The 17,399-nt window shown below is 55.2% G+C and carries 16 protein-coding genes; 11 read left to right on the top strand and 5 right to left on the bottom strand.

Annotated features, from left to right (window positions below):
• Positions 1-41: 41 nt before the first annotated feature.
• The 4 genes from Q3H59_RS05065 to Q3H59_RS05050 form a co-directional block, all read right to left on the bottom strand.
• Positions 42-461 (bottom strand): hypothetical protein, encoded by a 420-nt coding sequence (locus Q3H59_RS05065; RefSeq protein ID WP_008101619.1) that lies wholly within the window; start codon positions 459-461, stop codon positions 42-44.
• An 84-nt stretch (positions 462-545) separates the two neighbouring features.
• Entirely contained in the window at positions 546-1,481 is a 936-nt protein-coding gene (gene mmuM / locus Q3H59_RS05060) for a homocysteine S-methyltransferase (RefSeq protein ID WP_309833582.1), read from the bottom strand.
• Entirely contained in the window at positions 1,471-2,886 is a 1,416-nt protein-coding gene (gene mmuP, locus Q3H59_RS05055) for an S-methylmethionine permease (RefSeq protein ID WP_309833580.1), read from the bottom strand. The genes mmuM and mmuP overlap by 11 nt, the downstream gene beginning before the upstream one ends.
• A 133-nt stretch (positions 2,887-3,019) precedes the next feature.
• The gene (locus Q3H59_RS05050; RefSeq protein WP_008101622.1) at positions 3,020-3,358 is read right to left on the bottom strand and encodes a DUF2002 family protein; all 339 of its coding nucleotides are present in this window, start codon (positions 3,356-3,358) and stop codon (positions 3,020-3,022) included.
• 150 nt (positions 3,359-3,508) lie between these two features.
• Here Q3H59_RS05050 and Q3H59_RS05045 point away from each other — a divergent pair, with 150 nt between their 5' ends.
• The 11 genes from Q3H59_RS05045 (at position 3,509) to emrB (ending at position 16,099) form a co-directional block, all read left to right on the top strand.
• Positions 3,509-3,829, top strand: a complete 321-nt coding sequence (locus tag Q3H59_RS05045; RefSeq protein WP_008101623.1) for a DUF883 family protein — start codon at positions 3,509-3,511, stop codon at positions 3,827-3,829.
• Between the two features lie 505 nt (positions 3,830-4,334).
• Entirely contained in the window at positions 4,335-4,577 is a 243-nt protein-coding gene (nrdH, locus tag Q3H59_RS05040) for a glutaredoxin-like protein NrdH (protein WP_008101624.1), read from the top strand.
• 3 nt (positions 4,578-4,580) lie between these two features.
• A complete protein-coding gene (gene nrdI / locus Q3H59_RS05035; protein ID WP_061718050.1) occupies positions 4,581-4,985 on the top strand; it encodes a class Ib ribonucleoside-diphosphate reductase assembly flavoprotein NrdI in 405 nt (134 codons plus the stop codon).
• A complete protein-coding gene (nrdE, locus tag Q3H59_RS05030; RefSeq protein WP_309833574.1) occupies positions 4,964-7,102 on the top strand; it encodes a class 1b ribonucleoside-diphosphate reductase subunit alpha in 2,139 nt (712 codons plus the stop codon). Before nrdI ends, nrdE begins: the two co-directional genes overlap by 22 nt.
• Positions 7,103-7,110: 8 nt before the next feature.
• Entirely contained in the window at positions 7,111-8,070 is a 960-nt protein-coding gene (gene nrdF, locus Q3H59_RS05025; RefSeq protein WP_110868298.1) for a class 1b ribonucleoside-diphosphate reductase subunit beta, read from the top strand.
• A gap of 482 nt (positions 8,071-8,552) precedes the next feature.
• Positions 8,553-9,743, top strand: coding sequence for a glycine betaine/L-proline ABC transporter ATP-binding protein ProV (gene proV, locus Q3H59_RS05020; protein WP_101763437.1), 1,191 nt, complete (start codon positions 8,553-8,555; stop codon positions 9,741-9,743).
• A 2-nt stretch (positions 9,744-9,745) separates the two neighbouring features.
• Positions 9,746-10,927 (top strand): glycine betaine/L-proline ABC transporter permease ProW, encoded by a 1,182-nt coding sequence (gene proW, locus Q3H59_RS05015; protein WP_309833572.1) that lies wholly within the window; start codon positions 9,746-9,748, stop codon positions 10,925-10,927.
• A gap of 63 nt (positions 10,928-10,990) precedes the next feature.
• The gene (gene proX, locus Q3H59_RS05010; protein WP_101763435.1) at positions 10,991-11,986 is read left to right on the top strand and encodes a glycine betaine/L-proline ABC transporter substrate-binding protein ProX; all 996 of its coding nucleotides are present in this window, start codon (positions 10,991-10,993) and stop codon (positions 11,984-11,986) included.
• Positions 11,987-12,694: 708 nt separating this feature from the next.
• Positions 12,695-13,225, top strand: a complete 531-nt coding sequence (gene mprA / locus Q3H59_RS05005) for a transcriptional repressor MprA (RefSeq protein WP_008101638.1) — start codon at positions 12,695-12,697, stop codon at positions 13,223-13,225.
• A gap of 148 nt (positions 13,226-13,373) precedes the next feature.
• The gene (emrA, locus tag Q3H59_RS05000) at positions 13,374-14,546 is read left to right on the top strand and encodes a multidrug efflux MFS transporter periplasmic adaptor subunit EmrA (RefSeq protein ID WP_110868299.1); all 1,173 of its coding nucleotides are present in this window, start codon (positions 13,374-13,376) and stop codon (positions 14,544-14,546) included.
• Between the two features lie 17 nt (positions 14,547-14,563).
• Positions 14,564-16,099 (top strand): multidrug efflux MFS transporter permease subunit EmrB, encoded by a 1,536-nt coding sequence (gene emrB, locus Q3H59_RS04995; protein WP_101763434.1) that lies wholly within the window; start codon positions 14,564-14,566, stop codon positions 16,097-16,099.
• Positions 16,100-16,136: 37 nt separating this feature from the next.
• Here emrB and Q3H59_RS04990 read toward each other — a convergent pair whose 3' ends face one another.
• On the bottom strand, positions 16,137-17,249 hold the full coding sequence (locus tag Q3H59_RS04990; RefSeq protein ID WP_137386321.1) for a tRNA/rRNA methyltransferase: 1,113 nt from the start codon (positions 17,247-17,249) through the stop codon (positions 16,137-16,139).
• Positions 17,250-17,399 lie beyond the last annotated feature (150 nt).

Genomic DNA, 17,399 nt, shown 5'->3' with positions numbered 1-17,399 from the left:
ATTGCGCAATAAATTGCGCCGCTACGATCGGTGCGGGCTTATTAACCCCGCGCGCCGACGACGTTCAGCTTCGGCTGCGGATGTTCTGGTTTGAGATCGTACATGCCGCCGTAGAAGGGATCGACCAGCAGCCAGCCGGGGAAGCCCAACAGCGGAATATTGCCGAGCAAATACCACAGATTGGCATTGGCCTCGATCGGCAAGGTTAGCGGCACGTAGCCCGGACTCTCCAGCATCACCTGATAGTGCTTCTTACCAAAGTAATTCCCGGTCGATTTCGCCAGCTCGACGGTTTGCGGCGTATAGCCCTGCGCCACCGCGCGGCCGGTCTCATCCTGCACGGTGAAACGCGCGCCTTGAGGCAGGGAGTCGATTTTCACCGGTTGCGTTTCAGTGCCGACAATGGTGGCGCAGCCGCTCAGCAGCAGCGCACAGGCAGGAAAAAGAGGTCGCAGGTTCATAGCAGGTCCACTTCAGCATCAGATAGGACAGTGTAAACTGCCCTTCTGTGCTTAATCGCGCTATCACTGATGATTTTCTGCGCTTTATTGCGGTTGACAACAGGCAGCAATCGCCGCGATATCCTGCGGCGTGGTTCGGCAGCAGCCGCCAATCAGACGTGCGCCCGCCTGCTGCCATTCAGCGAATTTGTCATGCAGCGTGCAGCCCGACGGCGCGGAGTGCCAGGTTTTGCTGCTGGCATCGTACTGCTCGCCGGAGTTCGGATAGACCAGCATCGGCTTATCACACAGCGCCTGGAAGCGGCGAAGAGCGGGCGTTACGCTCTCCAGCGCCACGCAGTTGATGCCAACCGCCACCACCTGCGGTGCCGCATGCACCAGCTCAGCCACTTTGCTCAACGGCGTACCGTCGCTGATGTGTTCGGCATCGCGTAGGGTAAAGGAGAACCACGCGCTACTAGCAGGGAATTCGGCCAGTAAACTCACCAGCGCCTGCGCTTCGGTAAAGGACGGCAACGTTTCACAGGCCAGCAGATCGACACCCGCTTGCAGCAACGCCTTCACGCGCGGACGGTGGAACGCTTTCATCTCCTCTTCCGGCAGCGCGTAATCACCGCGATACTCCGCACCATTGGCCAGAAAAGCGCCATACGGCCCGACCGAACCGGCCACCAGCAAGGGCGCGGTGCTGGCGGAAGATGCGCGATAGTCATCACGCGCGCGCTGCGCCAGCTGTACGCTCTGGGTGATCAGTGCCAGCGCCTGCGCTTCATCTAAGCCGCGCGCGGCAAAACCCTGCGGCGTGGCTTGGTAGCTGGCGGTGATCGCCACATGCGCGCCGGCAGCAAAGTAGTCGTGATGCACCTGATAAATCAGCTCAGGATTTTCCATCAGCACTTTGGCCGACCACAGCGCATCGGTCAGATTGCAGCCGCGCGCCTCCAGCTCGGTCGCCAGCGCGCCATCCAGAATCAACGTGTCAGTTTGGGTTAGAGCCTGCGCGATAGGATTACGCGACATCGTTGGCCTCCTCAGCCTTAAGGGATGACTTGCGTCGTTGCGTGACATCGTATGCGGCATAGCAGAACAGCACAAACGGAATGCCGCACCACAGCGCGATACGCTGCGACGGATCGAACGCCAGTCCGACGCACGCCAGCAGGCATAACAGGAAGCCCAGAATCGGCGTCAGCGGATAGAGCGGCGCGCGATACGCCAGCTGTTGTAAGCTGCCGCCCGCCTGCAGATGGCGACGACGGAACACATAGTGCGAGGCGCAGATGCTGAGCCACACCGCCACCACGGCAAAACCGGAAATCGCCGACAGCGCCACAAACACTGTGTCCGGCGCAATCACACTGGAGAACAGCGCCAGCAAGCCGCCAATCATGCTCACGGTCAGCGCCAGCACCGGAATGCCACGACGGTTGACGCGCGCAAAACAGCGCGGCAGCGTCTTCTCATTAGCCAGCGACCACAACATGCGGCCAGAAGCATACAGGCCGGAGTTGGCGGCGGAGAGAATGGCGGTGAGGATCACGAAGTTGAAAATATCCGCCGCGTACGGGATGCCGATCTTTTCAAACACCAGCACAAACGGGCTTTTGACGATCCCGGCCTGATCCATCGGGATCAGCGCCGCCAGCACAAATACCGTGCCGATAAAGAAGATGATCAACCGTGCGACGGTGGTGCGGATCGCCAGCGGCAGCGCTTTTTGTGGCTGCTCGGTTTCACCGGCGGCGATGCCGATCAATTCTGTGCCCGAGAAAGCGAAGTTGACCGCTACCATGGTCATCAGAATCGGCAGCGTGCCGTGCGGCAGCCAGCCGGAAGCGGTGAGATTGTGTAATCCCGGCGCAGCGCTGCCGTCTTTCATCGGGATAAAACCAAAGATCGCACCCGCACCGAGAATGATAAAGGCGATGATGGTGATCACTTTGATGATGGAGAACCAGAATTCACCTTCGGCAAAAAAGCGCGTTGAGACGATATTCAGCAGATAAATAGCGATGCAGAACACCAGACACCACGTCCACACCGGCACGCTTGGGAACCAATACTGCATACAGAACCCGGCGGCGGTCAGGCTGGAACCCAGCGCCACCGTCCAGGTGAGCCAGTAAAGCCAGGCGACGGTATAACCGGTGGCCGGACTGAGATAGCGCGCGGCATAGACGTGGAACGCGCCGGTTTCCGGCATCGCTACGGCCAGTTCGCCGAGACAGACCATCACCAACCACACCACCAGCGCACCAATCAGATAGGCCAGCAAGGTGCCGGCTGCACCGGTGGTTGAGATGATGTAGCCGGTATTGAAGAACAGCCCGGTTCCGATCACACCGCCCAGCGACAGCATCACCAGATGCCGTACCTTCATGGTGCGCTTAAAGTTTTCCTGTGGAGGCGTATCCTGAGTTTGCATGATATTTATCCGTATGGACGTCTGAACATCTATATGGACACAAGGTTATACGCGTCAGCGTGCGGATTTGCAACGGGGCAGAAGGAGAGGATTGAGTCAGGGTTTGCGGCCCCGCGTGAAACGGGGCGCAAGTTCAGGCGCCAAATACGCCTTGCAGATAACGCTCAAGCGCAACGCGCGAGCTGAAGCCGTGCGGAATGCCGTAATGCTCCTGCGAATCGCCCATTAAATAGAGTGGGAATTGCGTGTAGTGATCGCAGGTTTTCATCTCTGAAGCCGGTTCAGCAAAGCTCTGGCTTTTCTCTTTCAGCGTCGGGTGAATGATTAAGGCGGTCCGTCCCATACGCGCTTCGCGATTGACGTACACATAGTTTTCGCCGCGACGATAACCGTAAATTTTTGGCGTTTGGGTATCCATTTCGAAGCCCACTTTCTCAAGTACGCGCGCTACCTCATCTGGTCGTAAATACATGCTTGCTCCTCTCTTCTCACAGCCCCGCAACCTTACAGCAGCAAGATGGCATGGGCATTCGGAATTTTCCCTAAAGCCTGGCACATCCCTGCGTTTAATCACGCTTCGTCTACACTAAGTATTACGTGTTAAATCAAAGGGAGCTAAAAAATGTTTAATCGAAGCGCAAAAAACGATGACATTGATATCAATCAGGATGTAAACGAACTGGCCGATTCGCTAGAGGCGTTACTTAAATCTTATGGCAGTGAAGCTAAAGACGAAGTTGATAATGCCCGTAGCCAGGCGCAGGCGCTGTTAAAGCAGACGCGTGCCAAACTGAGCGGCGGACAGAGTCGCGTATCGCAAGCGGCACGTGATGCGGGTACGCAGGTTGACGCCTATGTCCACGACAAGCCGTGGCACGGCGTGGGCGTCGGTGCGGCGATAGGCTTAGTGCTTGGCGCGTTGCTGGTGTCTTCACGCCGATAAGCATGTGTTCGTTGATGCAATGAGCCTCGCTGATGCGGGGCTTTTTTGTGGGCGCGAGATAGTGCGCGCTTTCCCTCACCCTAACCCTCTCCCGCAGGCGGGAGAGGGAATAGTTAGCTTGATTAGCGCCTTCTCCCGCAGGCGGGAGAGGGAATGTTTAGGTGGCGTTCAACTGTAACACCTATGCTGGATCGGCTCCTTCTCCCGCTTGCGGGAGAAGGCTGGGATGAGGGTCAAATCGCACAAAATCCAACCACCTCTCCCATCTCATTCCCTTTACAAAAAATTTTTCCGGCCTGGAAGGCGCATGATCTCTGGTCTTAGCGAATATCCGAAGATCAAAATCACAAAACCCTATATCTGGTGGGCTTGACCCTTTTACCCACTACATCTAGTATTCAACCCATCAACTAACTACCAAATGTCGTCAAGGACGAAGTTCGATGCAAACAGGAATTTGCTTCGTATCTCGCAATCTGACCGCAATCAAAGGGAAATACGAATCATGCGCATTATTATTTACACCAAAGACAACTGTGTCCAGTGCAATGCGACTAAAAATGCCATGGACCGCAAAGGTATCGACTATCAGCTGATCAACCTTGATACCCAACCTGAAGCCATCGACAACCTCAAATCTCTCGGCTATCGCCAGGTGCCAGTGGTGATGACGCAAGACGATCACTGGAGTGGCTTCCGTCCCGACAAAATTGCCAGCCTGCGCCAGCTCGCGGCCGTCGGGGGATAAGCCATGTTTCCACTGGTCTATTTCTCTAGCCAGTCGGAAAACACGCACCGATTCATCACGCGTCTTGGGCTGCCTGCCCGCCGCATTCCGGTTGACGGCAAGCAGCGCCTGCATATCGAACAGCCCTACATTTTAGTGGTGCCGAGCTACGGCGGCGGCAGTTCGCGCGGTGCGGTGCCGAGACAAGTGATTCAATTCCTCAATGATGATGCCAACCGACGCGGGATTCGCGGGGTGATCGCTGCCGGTAACCGCAACTTCGGTGAAGGCTATTGCCTGGCGGGCGACATCATTGCGCAGAAATGTCAGGTTCCCTATCTCTACCGCTTTGAGCTGATGGGAACCCCCGACGATATCGCTAATGTAAAAGCGGGAGTGACCCAATTTTGGCAACGACAGACACCCTAAACAGCTCGCTGACTGATTACCACGCGCTTAACGCGATGCTGAACCTGTATGACGCCGATGGCCGCATCCAGTTCAGCAAAGATCACGAAGCGACGCGCCAGTTCTTCCTGCAGCATGTACAACCCAATACCGTGCCGTTTGCCTCGGCAGGCGAGCGCCTGCGCTATCTGGTGGCCGAAGGCTACTACGAAGCCGAGGTGCTGAATCAGTACGCTTTCGATTTCCTGTGTCAGCTGCACGATGAAGCTGATGCGGCAGGTTTCGCCTTTCACACCTTCCTCGGGGCGTGGAAGTTTTACACCAGCTACACGTTGAAAACCTTCGACGGCAAACGCTATCTGGAAACCTTCGAACAGCGCGCCTGCATGGTGGCGCTGACGCTGGCACGCGGCAATGAAACCTTAGCGCGCGAGCTGCTGGCGGAAATGCTGAGCGGTCGCTTCCAGCCGGCTACGCCAACTTTCCTTAACTGCGGTAAGCAGCAGCGCGGTGAGCTGGTCTCCTGCTTCCTGCTGCGCATCGAAGACAACATGGAATCGATTGGTCGCGCGGTGAACTCGGCGCTGCAACTGTCGAAACGCGGCGGCGGCGTAGCGTTCCTGCTTTCCAACCTGCGTGAATCGGGCGCGCCGATTAAGCGCATTGAGAACCAGTCGTCCGGCGTAATTCCGGTGATGAAGATGCTGGAAGATGCGTTCTCCTACGCTAACCAGCTGGGTGCGCGTCAGGGCGCAGGCGCGGTATGGCTGAATGCCCATCACCCGGATATTTTCCGCTTCCTTGATACCAAACGCGAAAACGCCGACGAGAAGATCCGCATCAAAACGCTGTCGCTCGGCGTGGTGATCCCGGATATCACCTTCCAACTGGCGAAAGAGAATCGCGATATGGCGCTGTTCTCGCCGTACGATGTCGAGCGCATCTACGGCAAAGCCTTTGGTGATATCAGCATCAGCGAGCATTACGACGAGATGCTGGCGGACGATCGCATCACCAAAACCTACATCAAGCCGCGCGATTTCTTCCAGACGCTGGCGGAGATTCAGTTTGAATCGGGCTACCCGTACATCATGTTTGAAGACAGCGTGAACCGCAGCAACCCGATTGCCGGGCGCATCAACATGAGTAATCTCTGTTCCGAGATTTTGCAGGTTAACAGCGCCAGCGAATTCAATGACGATCTTAGCTATCGTCGCGTCGGCAAAGATATCTCCTGCAACCTCGGCTCTCTCAACATTGCGCATGCCATGGATTCGCGCAATCTGGCGCAAACCGTGGAAACCGCCGTGCGTGCACTGACCGCCGTTTCCGAGATGAGTGAGATCAATTCGGTGCCTTCGGTGGCGGAAGGCAATCGCCGCTCGCACGCGATTGGCCTCGGTCAGATGAACCTGCATGGTTATCTGGCGCGCGAAGGCATGGCGTACGGTTCAGAAGAGGCGCTGGATTTCACCAATCTCTATTTCTATTGCGTCACCTATCACGCCGTGCGCACCTCGAATCTGCTGGCGCAGGAGCATCAGAAGAGTTTCGACGGTTTCGCCGAGTCGAAATACGCCAGCGGCAGTTACTTCGATAAATATGTCGAACAGCGCTGGCTGCCGCGCACCGCGCGCGTGGCAAAGCTGTTCGCCGATGCCGGACTAACTCTGCCAACGCAGGCCGACTGGCAAGCGCTGCGTGCAGCGGTGATGCAACATGGGCTGTACAACCAGAACCTGCAGGCGATTCCGCCCACCGGTTCGATCTCGTACATCAACCATGCGACCTCCAGCATTCACCCGATTGTGTCGCGCATTGAGATCCGTAAAGAGGGCAAAACTGGCCGCGTCTACTATCCGGCACCGTTTATGACCAACGACAATCTCGACCTCTATCAGGATGCGTACTCCATTGGGCCGGAAGCGATTATTGATACCTACGCCGAAGCCACGCAGCACGTCGATCAAGGCCTGTCGCTGACGCTGTTCTTCCGCGACGACGTCACCACGCGCGATATCAACAAAGCGCAGATCTACGCGTGGAAAAAAGGCATCAAAACGCTCTATTACATCCGTCTGCGCCAGATGGCGCTTCAAGGCACCGAGGTGCAGGGCTGCGTCTCCTGCTCACTGTGATGAAAACTATGCAACTCAAACAAATTCAAGCGATTAACTGGAACCGCATCCAGGACGAAAAAGACCTCGAAGTGTGGAACCGACTGACCAGTAATTTCTGGCTGCCGGAAAAAGTGCCGCTCTCCAACGATTTGCCAGCGTGGCAGTCGCTGGACCACCAGCAACAGCAGCTGACTATTCGGGTGTTTACCGGATTGACGCTGCTCGACACCATCCAGAACGTGATTGGTGCGCCGGGTCTGATGGAAGATGCGATTACGCCGCATGAAGAAGCCGTGCTGTCGAACGTCTCCTTTATGGAAGCGGTGCATGCGCGTTCGTACAGTTCGATTTTCTCCACGCTGTGTAATACCGCAGATGTCGATGCGGCGTATCGCTGGAGTGAAGAGAATGAAGCGTTGCAGAACAAGGCGAAGATTGTGCTGGAGCACTATCGCGCCGAGGATCCGCTCAAGAAGAAAATCGCCAGCGTGTTCCTTGAATCATTCCTGTTCTACTCCGGTTTCTGGCTGCCGATGTATTGGTCAAGCCGTGGCAAGCTGACCAACACCGCAGATCTGATTCGCCTGATCATTCGCGACGAAGCGGTACACGGCTACTACATCGGCTATAAGTACCAAAAGTCGCTGGAAAACGTCGATGCTGGCCGCCGCGAGGAGTTGCAGCAGTTTGCGATTGATTTGCTGCTGGCGCTGTACGAAAACGAAGTGGTGTATACCGAAGCCTTGTACGGTGAAGTCGGTTGGGCGGAAGAGGTGAAAACCTTCCTGCACTACAACGCCAATAAAGCGCTAATGAACCTCGGCTACGAAGCGCTGTTCCCGGCCGAACTGACCGCCGTGAACCCGGCGATTTTGTCCGCGCTGTCGCCCAACGCCGATGAAAACCACGACTTCTTCTCAGGTTCAGGCTCCTCTTATGTAATGGGGAAAGCCGTGGAAACCGAAGACGAAGACTGGAATTTTTAATACGCGTCATAGTTCGCGTTGCCTGGCGGCACCTACTTTTGGCACAGCAGCGTTGACTGCGCCCACTCTTCCCAGTCCCATAGTTCACTATGCTGCTGGGTCGAGTGGGCTTGTCGCCTTGCTGTGACGCGAATTATTTAGCGTATTGATTCAGTGATAATTAATTTTTAAACCAATCTTATTTCCGCTCTTCTCACCCATTTATTTCACTTATATTTCTTCTTTTTGGATTGATTTTCGGCCGCTCTGCACCAGAAACAGTCTGAAACGCACATAAATTCACTTCTCAAATGCAAAAAATTAATCCGCGCGCATCCCTTGTGAGCACTGGCGATTTTAGCGATTGACTGCTGCGCGCGCCGCCGAATATCGCCCTTCAGGGTTGTCAGATAATTTCACTATGTTAGGGTATAGGGCGCTTAATTTTACTCAGGACCACAACAAGAAATAGTTAAACATTTAACCGGGAAATTAATTACTGCATGGCAATTAAACTCGAAGTAAAGAATTTATATAAGGTATTTGGGGATAATCCCGAAAAGGCATTTAAGCTGATCGATAAAGGCGAAAGCAAAGAGAGTATTCTGGCAAAAACCGGCCTCTCTGTTGGCGTCAAAAATGCCAGTCTGGCCATTGAAGAAGGCGAGATCTTCGTCATCATGGGGCTTTCAGGTTCAGGTAAGTCCACCATGGTTCGCCTTCTCAATCGTCTGATCGAGCCCACTCGCGGCCAGGTAATCATAGACGGTGTCGATATTGCCAAAATATCGGAATCGGAACTGCGTGAAGTCCGCAGAAATAAGATCAGTATGGTATTTCAATCCTTCGCGCTGATGCCACACATGACTGTGCTAAATAATGCCGCCTTTGGCATGGAATTAGCCGGCATTCCCTTAGCCGAACGTCAGGAAAAAGCGCTGGAAGCATTGCGTCAGGTTGGCCTGGATAATTACGCCCACTCTTATCCCGATGAACTTTCTGGCGGCATGCGTCAACGCGTTGGATTAGCCCGCGCATTGGCGATTAATCCTGATATTTTATTAATGGATGAAGCTTTCTCAGCACTTGATCCGTTGATTCGTACCGAAATGCAGGATGAACTGGTAAAACTGCAGGCCAAACATCAGCGTACCATTGTATTTATTTCTCACGACCTCGATGAAGCGATGCGTATTGGCGACCGTATTGCCATTATGCAGGGCGGCGAAGTGGTACAGGTCGGCACGCCGGATGAAATCCTCAATAATCCTGCCAACGATTATGTGCGCACCTTCTTCCGCGGCGTCGATATTAGTCACGTGTTTAGCGCCAAAGATATTGCGCGTCGCAGTGCGGGTTCTCTGATCCGCAAAGCCGCCGGTTTTGGTCCGCGATCCGCCATCAAGCTGCTGCAGGATGAAGATCGCGAATATGGCTACGTGCTGGAGAAACAGAAGTTTGTTGGCGTGGTGTCCACCGATTCATTGAAAGCCGCGCTGGCGGCCGGTGAAGGGCTGGATAGCGCGCTGCTCGACACGCCCTTAGCGGTTCCTGCCGATACCTCCCTGAACGATCTGCTGTCGCATGTGGCACAAGCGCCCTGCGCCGTGCCGGTAGTCAGCGAAGAGAATCAGTACGTCGGTATCATTTCGAAAAGCATGCTGTTGCGTGCTTTAGACCGTGAAGGAGCCTAATCATGAGCGAACAAACAGCGAATCCGTGGGAAAGCGCCAGCCAAACCACCCAGCAACCTGCCACCACTGATACCAGCCCCGCCGCCAGCAGCAGCGATCCCTGGGCGAGCGGCGGTGCCGCGCCTGCAGATAGCAGCTCCGGCAGCGCCGATGCATGGGGCGATCCCTCCGCCGCCAGCAGCGGTGGCCACGATGCCGCCAGCAATGCTGCCAGCAGCAGCAGCGACTGGCTGAGCAGCGCACCCGCTCCCGCGCCGGAACATTTCAACCTCATGGACCCGTTCCATAAAACCTGGATTCCGCTTGATAGCTGGGTGACTGAAGGCATCGATTGGGTGGTCAGCCATTTCCGTCCGGTGTTTCAGGGCATTCGCGTGCCGGTGGATTACATCCTCAGCGCGTTCCAGCAGTTACTGCTCGGCATGCCCGCGCCGGTAGCGATTGTGGTGTTCGCACTGATCGCCTGGCAGATTGCCAGCCCGGCGATGGGCGTTGCTACGCTGGTCTCGCTGATTGCCATTGGCGCGATTGGTGCCTGGTCGCAGGCGATGGTGACGCTGGCGCTGGTGCTAACCGCCCTGCTGTTCTGCATCATCATCGGCTTGCCGCTCGGCATCTGGCTGGCGCGCAGTGAACGTGCCGCGCGCATTATTCGTCCGCTGCTGGATGCGATGCAGACCACGCCAGCCTTCGTCTATCTGGTGCCGATCGTCATGCTGTTTGGTATCGGCAACGTGCCGGGCGTAGTGGTGACCATTATCTTTGCGCTGCCGCCGATTGTGCGCCTCACCATTCTAGGGATTAAGCAGGTACCAGCCGACCTGATTGAAGCGAGTGAATCCTTCGGTGCCAGCCCGCGTCAGATGCTGTTCAAAGTGCAGCTGCCGCTGGCGATGCCGACCATCATGGCTGGCGTAAACCAGACGCTGATGCTGGCGCTGTCGATGGTGGTGATCGCCTCGATGATCGCGGTTGGCGGTCTCGGTCAGATGGTGCTGCGCGGCATTGGTCGCCTGGATATGGGCCTCGCCACCGTCGGCGGCGTGGGCATCGTGATCCTCGCCATTATCCTCGATCGCTTGACGCAGTCGATGGGCCGCGACAGCCGCAGCCGTGGCAGCCGTCACTGGTACAGCACTGGCCCGCTCGGTCTGCTGATGCGCCCTTTCAGTAAAAAAGCCTGATTTCAATGGGCGGTCCGCTGCGGCCGCCCGTCTTCGACGTAACACGTAAAATAAGGAATGACTATGCGCAAGACAGCTCTCATCGCCGCCGTCCTGACGACGTTCGCCGCGACGCACGTGTCCGCCGCCGACCTGCCCGGTAAAGGCATCACCGTTAAACCGACGCAGAGCACCATCTCTGAAGAGACCTTCCAAACGCTGTTGGTGAGCCGCGCGCTGGAGAAACTCGGTTATACCGTTGAGAAGCCAAGCGAGATTGATTACAACGTGGCGTACACCACCATCGCAGCCGGTGATGCCACCTTTATTGCCACCAACTGGCAACCGCTGCACGACGATATGTATAAAGCCGCGGGCGGCGATGCGAAGTTTTATCGCCAGGGCACTTACGTCGGTGGCGCGGCTCAGGGTTACCTGATCGATAAGAAAACCGCCGAGCAGTATCACATCACCAATATTGAACAGCTGAAAGATCCCAAGATCGCCAAACTGTTTGATACCAATGGTGATGGCAAAGCGGATTTGACCGGCTGTACGCCAGGCTGGGGCTGTGAAGCGGTGATTAATCACCAGATTGATGCCTACAAGCTGAGCAACACAGTGGAGCACAATCAGGGCAACTACTCGGCGATGATCGCCGATACCATCACGCGCTTTAAACAGGGCAAACCGGTGTTTTATTACACCTGGACGCCGTATTGGGTCAGCGACGTGCTGAAGCCGGGTAAAGATGTGGTATGGCTGCAGGTACCGTTCTCTTCACTGCCGGGCGAGCAGAGCAAAGTCGATACCAAGCTGGCGAACGGGGCTAACTACGGTTTCCCGGTGAACACCATGCATATCGTCGCCAACAAAGCCTGGACCGAGAAAAATCCGGCCGCGGCAAAGCTGTTTGCTGAGATGAAGCTGCCGATTGGCGACATCAACGCCGAGAATGCGGCGATGCATGCGGGCCATGCTTCTGAAGCCGATATCAATGGCCACGTTGATGGCTGGATCAAAGGTCACCAGGCGGAATTCGATAAGTGGATTCAGGACGCACTGGCGGCAGCGAAGTAACGCATTTACATTAGCGTTGGTATTGTAGCGGCGCGATTTATCGCGCCGTTTTTCATGCAATCAATCCACTTTAAGAACTCAGCGCAATAAATTGCGCCGCTACGGCAAAACGGCTGCCTCCCCCTTTTCCTTTCCCCCGATAAGCGAAGCGTGCGCTATAGCGCACTGGTACGTCCTGTTAATTAACACACCATTGAAATAATTTTTTCGGTTACTATTACCTACAAATGATTATCTCTCTTATCCGCACGCAATGACTGCTTCCCGTTTAGCGATCAAATTCCATCACTTAGGCTGGTGTCGCATTCGCGCGGGCGTTGTTAAGAGCATGTTAATCAACACCTTGATTTACGTGGATAAGCGGCGCGCGAAAAGTGTTTAGAAATCGTAAAGATGGTTCTAAACCGCTGAGCAATACTATTCATTAATGATTGGGTTTGTTATGGTTAGCAGCGCAGTTATTCACCAGAGTTATTTTTTCTCGCGAAATTATTTATCTGTAAAAAGGTTTCCCGAGATGAATTGATGGCATCGGCTGCCTGTATGTTCAGGTGGGATGTCAGGGCAAAATGCCCAGGGTTAAGGAACAACCTGGAATGTCAGATGTTGACTATGTGATCGTGCTAACAATCACCTGCGGAAATTGTGACTACGCTTAATCTGTCACCATCATTACTATACCAGTTGCAACTAAGAGGTTTTTTTAAAATGGAAAGTTCGTTTACTCCCATTGAACAGATGCTTAACATCCGTGCTAACCGCCATAAAGATTTTCCGCTGCAGGAGATCATTTTGACCCGCTTGTGCATGCACATGCAGGGTAAACTGCTGGATAATCGCAACAAAATGTTGAAGGCGCAGGGAATTAACGAGACCTTATTCATGGCGCTGATTACCCTTGATGCACAGGAAAATCAGAGCATTCAGCCTTCAGAACTGAGTTCTGCCCTCGGCTCTTCACGCACCAATGCCACGCGTATCGCTGATGAGCTGGAGAAGCGCGGCTGGATCGAACGTCGTGAAAGCGAGAACGACCGTCGCTGCCTGCATCTGCATTTGACCGAAAAAGGCAATGAATTCCTGCGCCAGCTGCTGCCACCGCAGCATCAGAGCCTGCAATACCTGTGGTCTTCGCTCTCTACTAACGAGCAGGATCAGCTGGAATCGATTACCCGTAAGTTACTTAACCGTCTCGATAAAATGGACGAAGATCAGGTTATCGCTTCCCTGTCGCGCTAATAGCAAGAAGTGCGACACAATCACCTTCCGAAATCGCTATTTTAATCCCCTTTTGTCCGGCCAGCGCTTAAGTGCTGGCTTTTTTGACTCGGGCAACCGTGTTGAAGGATCGGCACATCCCGACTAAATGGAAAACGTGGAGAACGACATGAGTGCGACAGCGGAAGCTCAAAGCCCGCAACAGCCAGCGAATAAAAAGAAGAAGCGCAAAGGTGTGCTGATCCTGCTGGCTATCGTGTTTGTAATTATTGGTGTTTCGTATCTGGCTTACTGGTATTTGGTGCTGCGTCACTTCCAGGAAACCGATGATGCGTACGTGGCGGGCAACCAGGTGCAGGTGATGGCGCAGGTTTCTGGCAGCGTAAACAAAGTGTGGTTTGATAACACCGACGTGGTGAAGAAAGGCGACGTCCTGGTGTCGCTGGATAAAACTGATGCCGAGCAGGCGTTTGAAAAAGCGCAGACCGCGCTAGCTACCAGCGTGCGTCAAACCCACCAGCTGATGATCAATGGCAAGCAGTATCAAGCTACCATCAAACTGCAGCAAACTGCGCTGGAACAGGCCGAAGCTGACCTGAAACGCCGCGAGCCGCTGGGCGCGTCTAATCTGATTGGCCGCGAAGAGCTGCAACACTCGCGTGATGCCGTAGCGACAGCCAAAGCGCAGCTGGATGTGGCAGTGCAGCAATACAACGCTAACCAGGCGATGATTCTGAATACCTCGCTGGAAAATCAGCCCGCGGTACAGCAGAGTGCGGCTGAGCTGCGCGATGCCTGGCTGGCGCTGCAGCGTACTGAAATCCGTAGCCCGATTGATGGCTTCATTTCACGTCGCAGCGTACAGGTTGGCTCGCAAATCTCCACCACCACGCCGCTGTTGGCGGTGGTGCCGTCCACTAATCTGTGGATCGATGCAAACTTCAAAGAGACCCAGCTTGCGGGTGTACGTATCGGTCAATCGGCCACGGTGATCAGTGATATCTACGGCGATGACGTGGAGTATCACGGCAAAGTGGTGGGTCTGGATATGGGTACCGGCAGCGCCTTCTCGCTGCTGCCTGCGCAGAACGCCACCGGTAACTGGATTAAAGTGGTCCAGCGTCTGCCGGTGCGTATCGAGCTGGATCCGAAACAAGTGGCGGAACATCCGCTGCGTATCGGCCTCTCCACGCTGGTGAAAGTGGATACCCAAAATAAAGAGGGTGCCACGCTGGCCAGCACCGTGCGTTCGCAAGCCGCGTATGAAAGTAATGCGTTGGCAATCGACCTCGCGCCGGTTAACCAGCTGATTACTGACATCGTTCGTGCCAACGCTGACTAACGCCGCGGGAGGCTGTTATGGCACAAAAACCGCTTGAAGGTGCGCCGTTAGTCCTGATGACCATCGCCCTGTCGCTGGCGACGTTCATGCAGGTACTCGACTCCACCATCGCTAACGTGGCGATTCCGACCATCGCCGGTAACCTCGGTGCCTCGAACTCGCAGGGCACCTGGGTGATTACCTCTTTCGGGGTGGCGAACGCCATCTCGATTCCGATTACCGGTTGGCTGGCCAAGCGCATCGGTGAAGTGAAGCTGTTTACCTGGTCGACCATCCTGTTTGTATTGGCGTCCTGGGCTTGCGGCATGTCCGAAAGCCTGGAGATGCTGATCTTCTTCCGCGTCATTCAGGGCGTGGTTGCCGGTCCGCTGATTCCGCTGTCGCAGAGTTTGCTGCTGAACAACTATCCGCCAGCGAAACGCAGCGTGGCGCTTTCGCTGTGGGCGATGACGGTGATTGTGGCACCGATCTGCGGTCCGATTCTCGGCGGCTGGATCAGCGATAACTATCACTGGGGCTGGATCTTCTTCATCAACGTACCGATTGGTTTGGTGGTGGTGTTACTGACGCTGCAAACGCTGCGTGGACGTGAAACCAAAACCGAAATCCGTCGGATCGATATGGTGGGGTTGGTACTGCTGGTGGTGGGCATTGGCTCGCTGCAGGTGATGCTGGATCGCGGAAAAGAGCTCGACTGGTTTAGCTCAACCGAGATCATTGTGCTGATGGTGGTCGCCGTGGTGGCGCTGCTGGTGTTGCTGGTGTGGGAGCTCACCGACGACCATCCGATAGTCGATTTGTCGTTGTTCAAGATGCGCAACTTCACCATCGGCTGTTTGTCGATTAGCCTGGCCTATATGCTTTACTTCGGCTCGATAGTGTTGCTGCCGCAGCTGTTACAGGAGGTATATGGCTACACCGCTACCTGGGCCGGATTGGCGTCGGCACCGGTGGGGATTCTGCCAGTGATCCTGTCGCCGATCATTGGCCGCTTCGCCCACAAGCTGGATATGCGTAAGCTGGTGACCTTTAGCTTCATCATGTATGCCGTCTGTTTTTACTGGCGCGCCTACACGTTTGAGCCGGGGATGGATTTTGGTGCATCAGCGTGGCCGCAGTTTATTCAGGGCTTTGCGGTGGCGTGCTTCTTTATGCCGCTCACCACCATTACGCTGTCAGGCTTACCGCCAGAACGCATGGCGGCGGCATCAAGCCTGTCGAACTTCGTGCGTACGCTGGCAGGTTCCATCGGTACCTCGATTACTACCACCATGTGGAGTAACCGTGAATCGATGCATCATAGCTATCTGTCGGAGTCGGTGAATCCGTACAACGTCAATTCACAGCAGATGTATGACCAGTTGCAAAGCATGGGCATGACCCAGCAGCAGGCCTCGGCATATATCGCGCAGCAAATTACCAATCAGGGTCTGATTATTTCAGCGAATGAGATCTTCTGGGCATCGGCGGGCGTGTTCTTGATCTTGCTGGTGCTGGTGTGGTTTGCGCGTCCACCATTTGGTGCGGGCAGTGGCGGCGGTGGCGCTCACTAAGCGAGACAAACAAAAACGGGCCTTGCGGCCCGTTTTTTTATGCGTTCTGACGCCACCATTCGGCGAGCAGAATACCGGTTGCCACTGACACGTTGAGGCTTTCAACGTTGCCGGTGCCACCAATCGACAGGCTGAGATCGCCCTGCTGGAAAGCGCTGTCTGACAGACCTTCGCTCTCCTGACCCAACACCAGCACCATTTTGGCAGGCAGCTCAGCTTTCGCCAGCGGTGTGCCTTCGTGGCTTGAGGTGGTAACGATGGTGTAACCCGCTTTACGGAACGCTTCCAGGCCATCGGCAAAGCTTTCGCCGCTGATTGCCTGTACGTGTTCAGCGCCACCTTCGGCGGTACGTACTGCCGCACCTGACTCCAGCAGCGAAGCATCATTCACCAGCAAACCTTTCACACCGAAGTGCGCGCAGCTACGCATAATGCCGCCAAGGTTGTGCGGGTTGCTGACATCTTCCAGCGCCAGCACGCAATCTTTGGTGGGGGCCTTGGTCAGCCACTCGGTAACCGGCATGCCCATACGTTTTTTGATGATGAAGCACACGCCACCGTGGTGTTCAGTACCTGAAGCTTTGGTCAGCTCAGCATCTTCAACCACATGATAGGCTTTGCGGTTGGCCGCCAGCCAGCGCAGGGTTTCACGGAAACGCGGTGTTACGCTCTGAATAAACCAGGCGCGCACGATGCTTTCCGGACGGCTCAGGAACAGCGCCTGACAGGCATTTTCACCGTAGACGCGCGTCTCTTCCTGACGCTGACGGCGAATCTGCTCGGGATCGATGACCGGCTTATTCGCGACATCATCCAGTTGGCTATCATCCGCGACCGGCGGACGAGAAACGGTGCGCCACGGCGAATCACCGAAGCTGCGGTTGTCGTCACCACGATCGTCACGACGACCAAAGCTGCGACCGCGTTCGGTATTACTCGCACCGCGCGGTGCCGAGCTGCGTGCGCCGCTACGGCCACCTTCTTCATTATTACGTGCACCGCTGCGAGGACCAGAACGACGATTATCTTCCTGGCGCGCAGCAGGACGGCCGCCTTTGCCGGTACGGGGATTCGGCTTTTGACCACTCTCCTCATCACGTACGTACATCACTTTTACCTTGCCGCTTTTGCCTTTAAATTCGTCGTTCATCTGTTCCTCCAGCATTGAGAGCGCGAAGATTACCTGATGTGTCGGTGCTTAGCTATCAACTATTGAACCTATTGGGCAATCCAGATTGAGCATAGCACTCAACCTTTTCATAATGTCCGGCAATCATCAGATTTACAGGTCCGGGTTGAG

It is taken from the genome of Pantoea sp. SORGH_AS_0659 (assembly GCF_031453915.1).
GTDB lineage: Bacteria > Pseudomonadota > Gammaproteobacteria > Enterobacterales > Enterobacteriaceae > Pantoea > Pantoea leporis.
This window is presented reverse-complemented; position numbering and strand designations above follow the sequence as displayed.

Excerpts from the sequence above, each read along its gene's own strand:
- proW (WP_309833572.1), top strand. The coding sequence starts at position 9,746 with ATGAGCGAACAAACAGCGAATCCGTGGGAAAGCGCCAGCCAAACCACC.
- Q3H59_RS05065 (WP_008101619.1), bottom strand. The coding sequence starts at position 461 with ATGAACCTGCGACCTCTTTTTCCTGCCTGTGCGCTGCTGCTGAGCGGC.
- Q3H59_RS04990 (WP_137386321.1), bottom strand. The coding sequence starts at position 17,249 with ATGAACGACGAATTTAAAGGCAAAAGCGGCAAGGTAAAAGTGATGTAC.
- emrA (WP_110868299.1), top strand. The coding sequence starts at position 13,374 with ATGAGTGCGACAGCGGAAGCTCAAAGCCCGCAACAGCCAGCGAATAAA.
- emrB (WP_101763434.1), top strand. The coding sequence starts at position 14,564 with ATGGCACAAAAACCGCTTGAAGGTGCGCCGTTAGTCCTGATGACCATC.
- Q3H59_RS05050 (WP_008101622.1), bottom strand. The coding sequence starts at position 3,358 with ATGTATTTACGACCAGATGAGGTAGCGCGCGTACTTGAGAAAGTGGGC.
- nrdF (WP_110868298.1), top strand. The coding sequence starts at position 7,111 with ATGCAACTCAAACAAATTCAAGCGATTAACTGGAACCGCATCCAGGAC.
- proX (WP_101763435.1), top strand. The coding sequence starts at position 10,991 with ATGCGCAAGACAGCTCTCATCGCCGCCGTCCTGACGACGTTCGCCGCG.
- proV (WP_101763437.1), top strand. The coding sequence starts at position 8,553 with ATGGCAATTAAACTCGAAGTAAAGAATTTATATAAGGTATTTGGGGAT.
- Q3H59_RS05045 (WP_008101623.1), top strand. The coding sequence starts at position 3,509 with ATGTTTAATCGAAGCGCAAAAAACGATGACATTGATATCAATCAGGAT.
- mmuM (WP_309833582.1), bottom strand. The coding sequence starts at position 1,481 with ATGTCGCGTAATCCTATCGCGCAGGCTCTAACCCAAACTGACACGTTG.
- mprA (WP_008101638.1), top strand. The coding sequence starts at position 12,695 with ATGGAAAGTTCGTTTACTCCCATTGAACAGATGCTTAACATCCGTGCT.
- mmuP (WP_309833580.1), bottom strand. The coding sequence starts at position 2,886 with ATGCAAACTCAGGATACGCCTCCACAGGAAAACTTTAAGCGCACCATG.
- nrdI (WP_061718050.1), top strand. The coding sequence starts at position 4,581 with ATGTTTCCACTGGTCTATTTCTCTAGCCAGTCGGAAAACACGCACCGA.
- nrdH (WP_008101624.1), top strand. The coding sequence starts at position 4,335 with ATGCGCATTATTATTTACACCAAAGACAACTGTGTCCAGTGCAATGCG.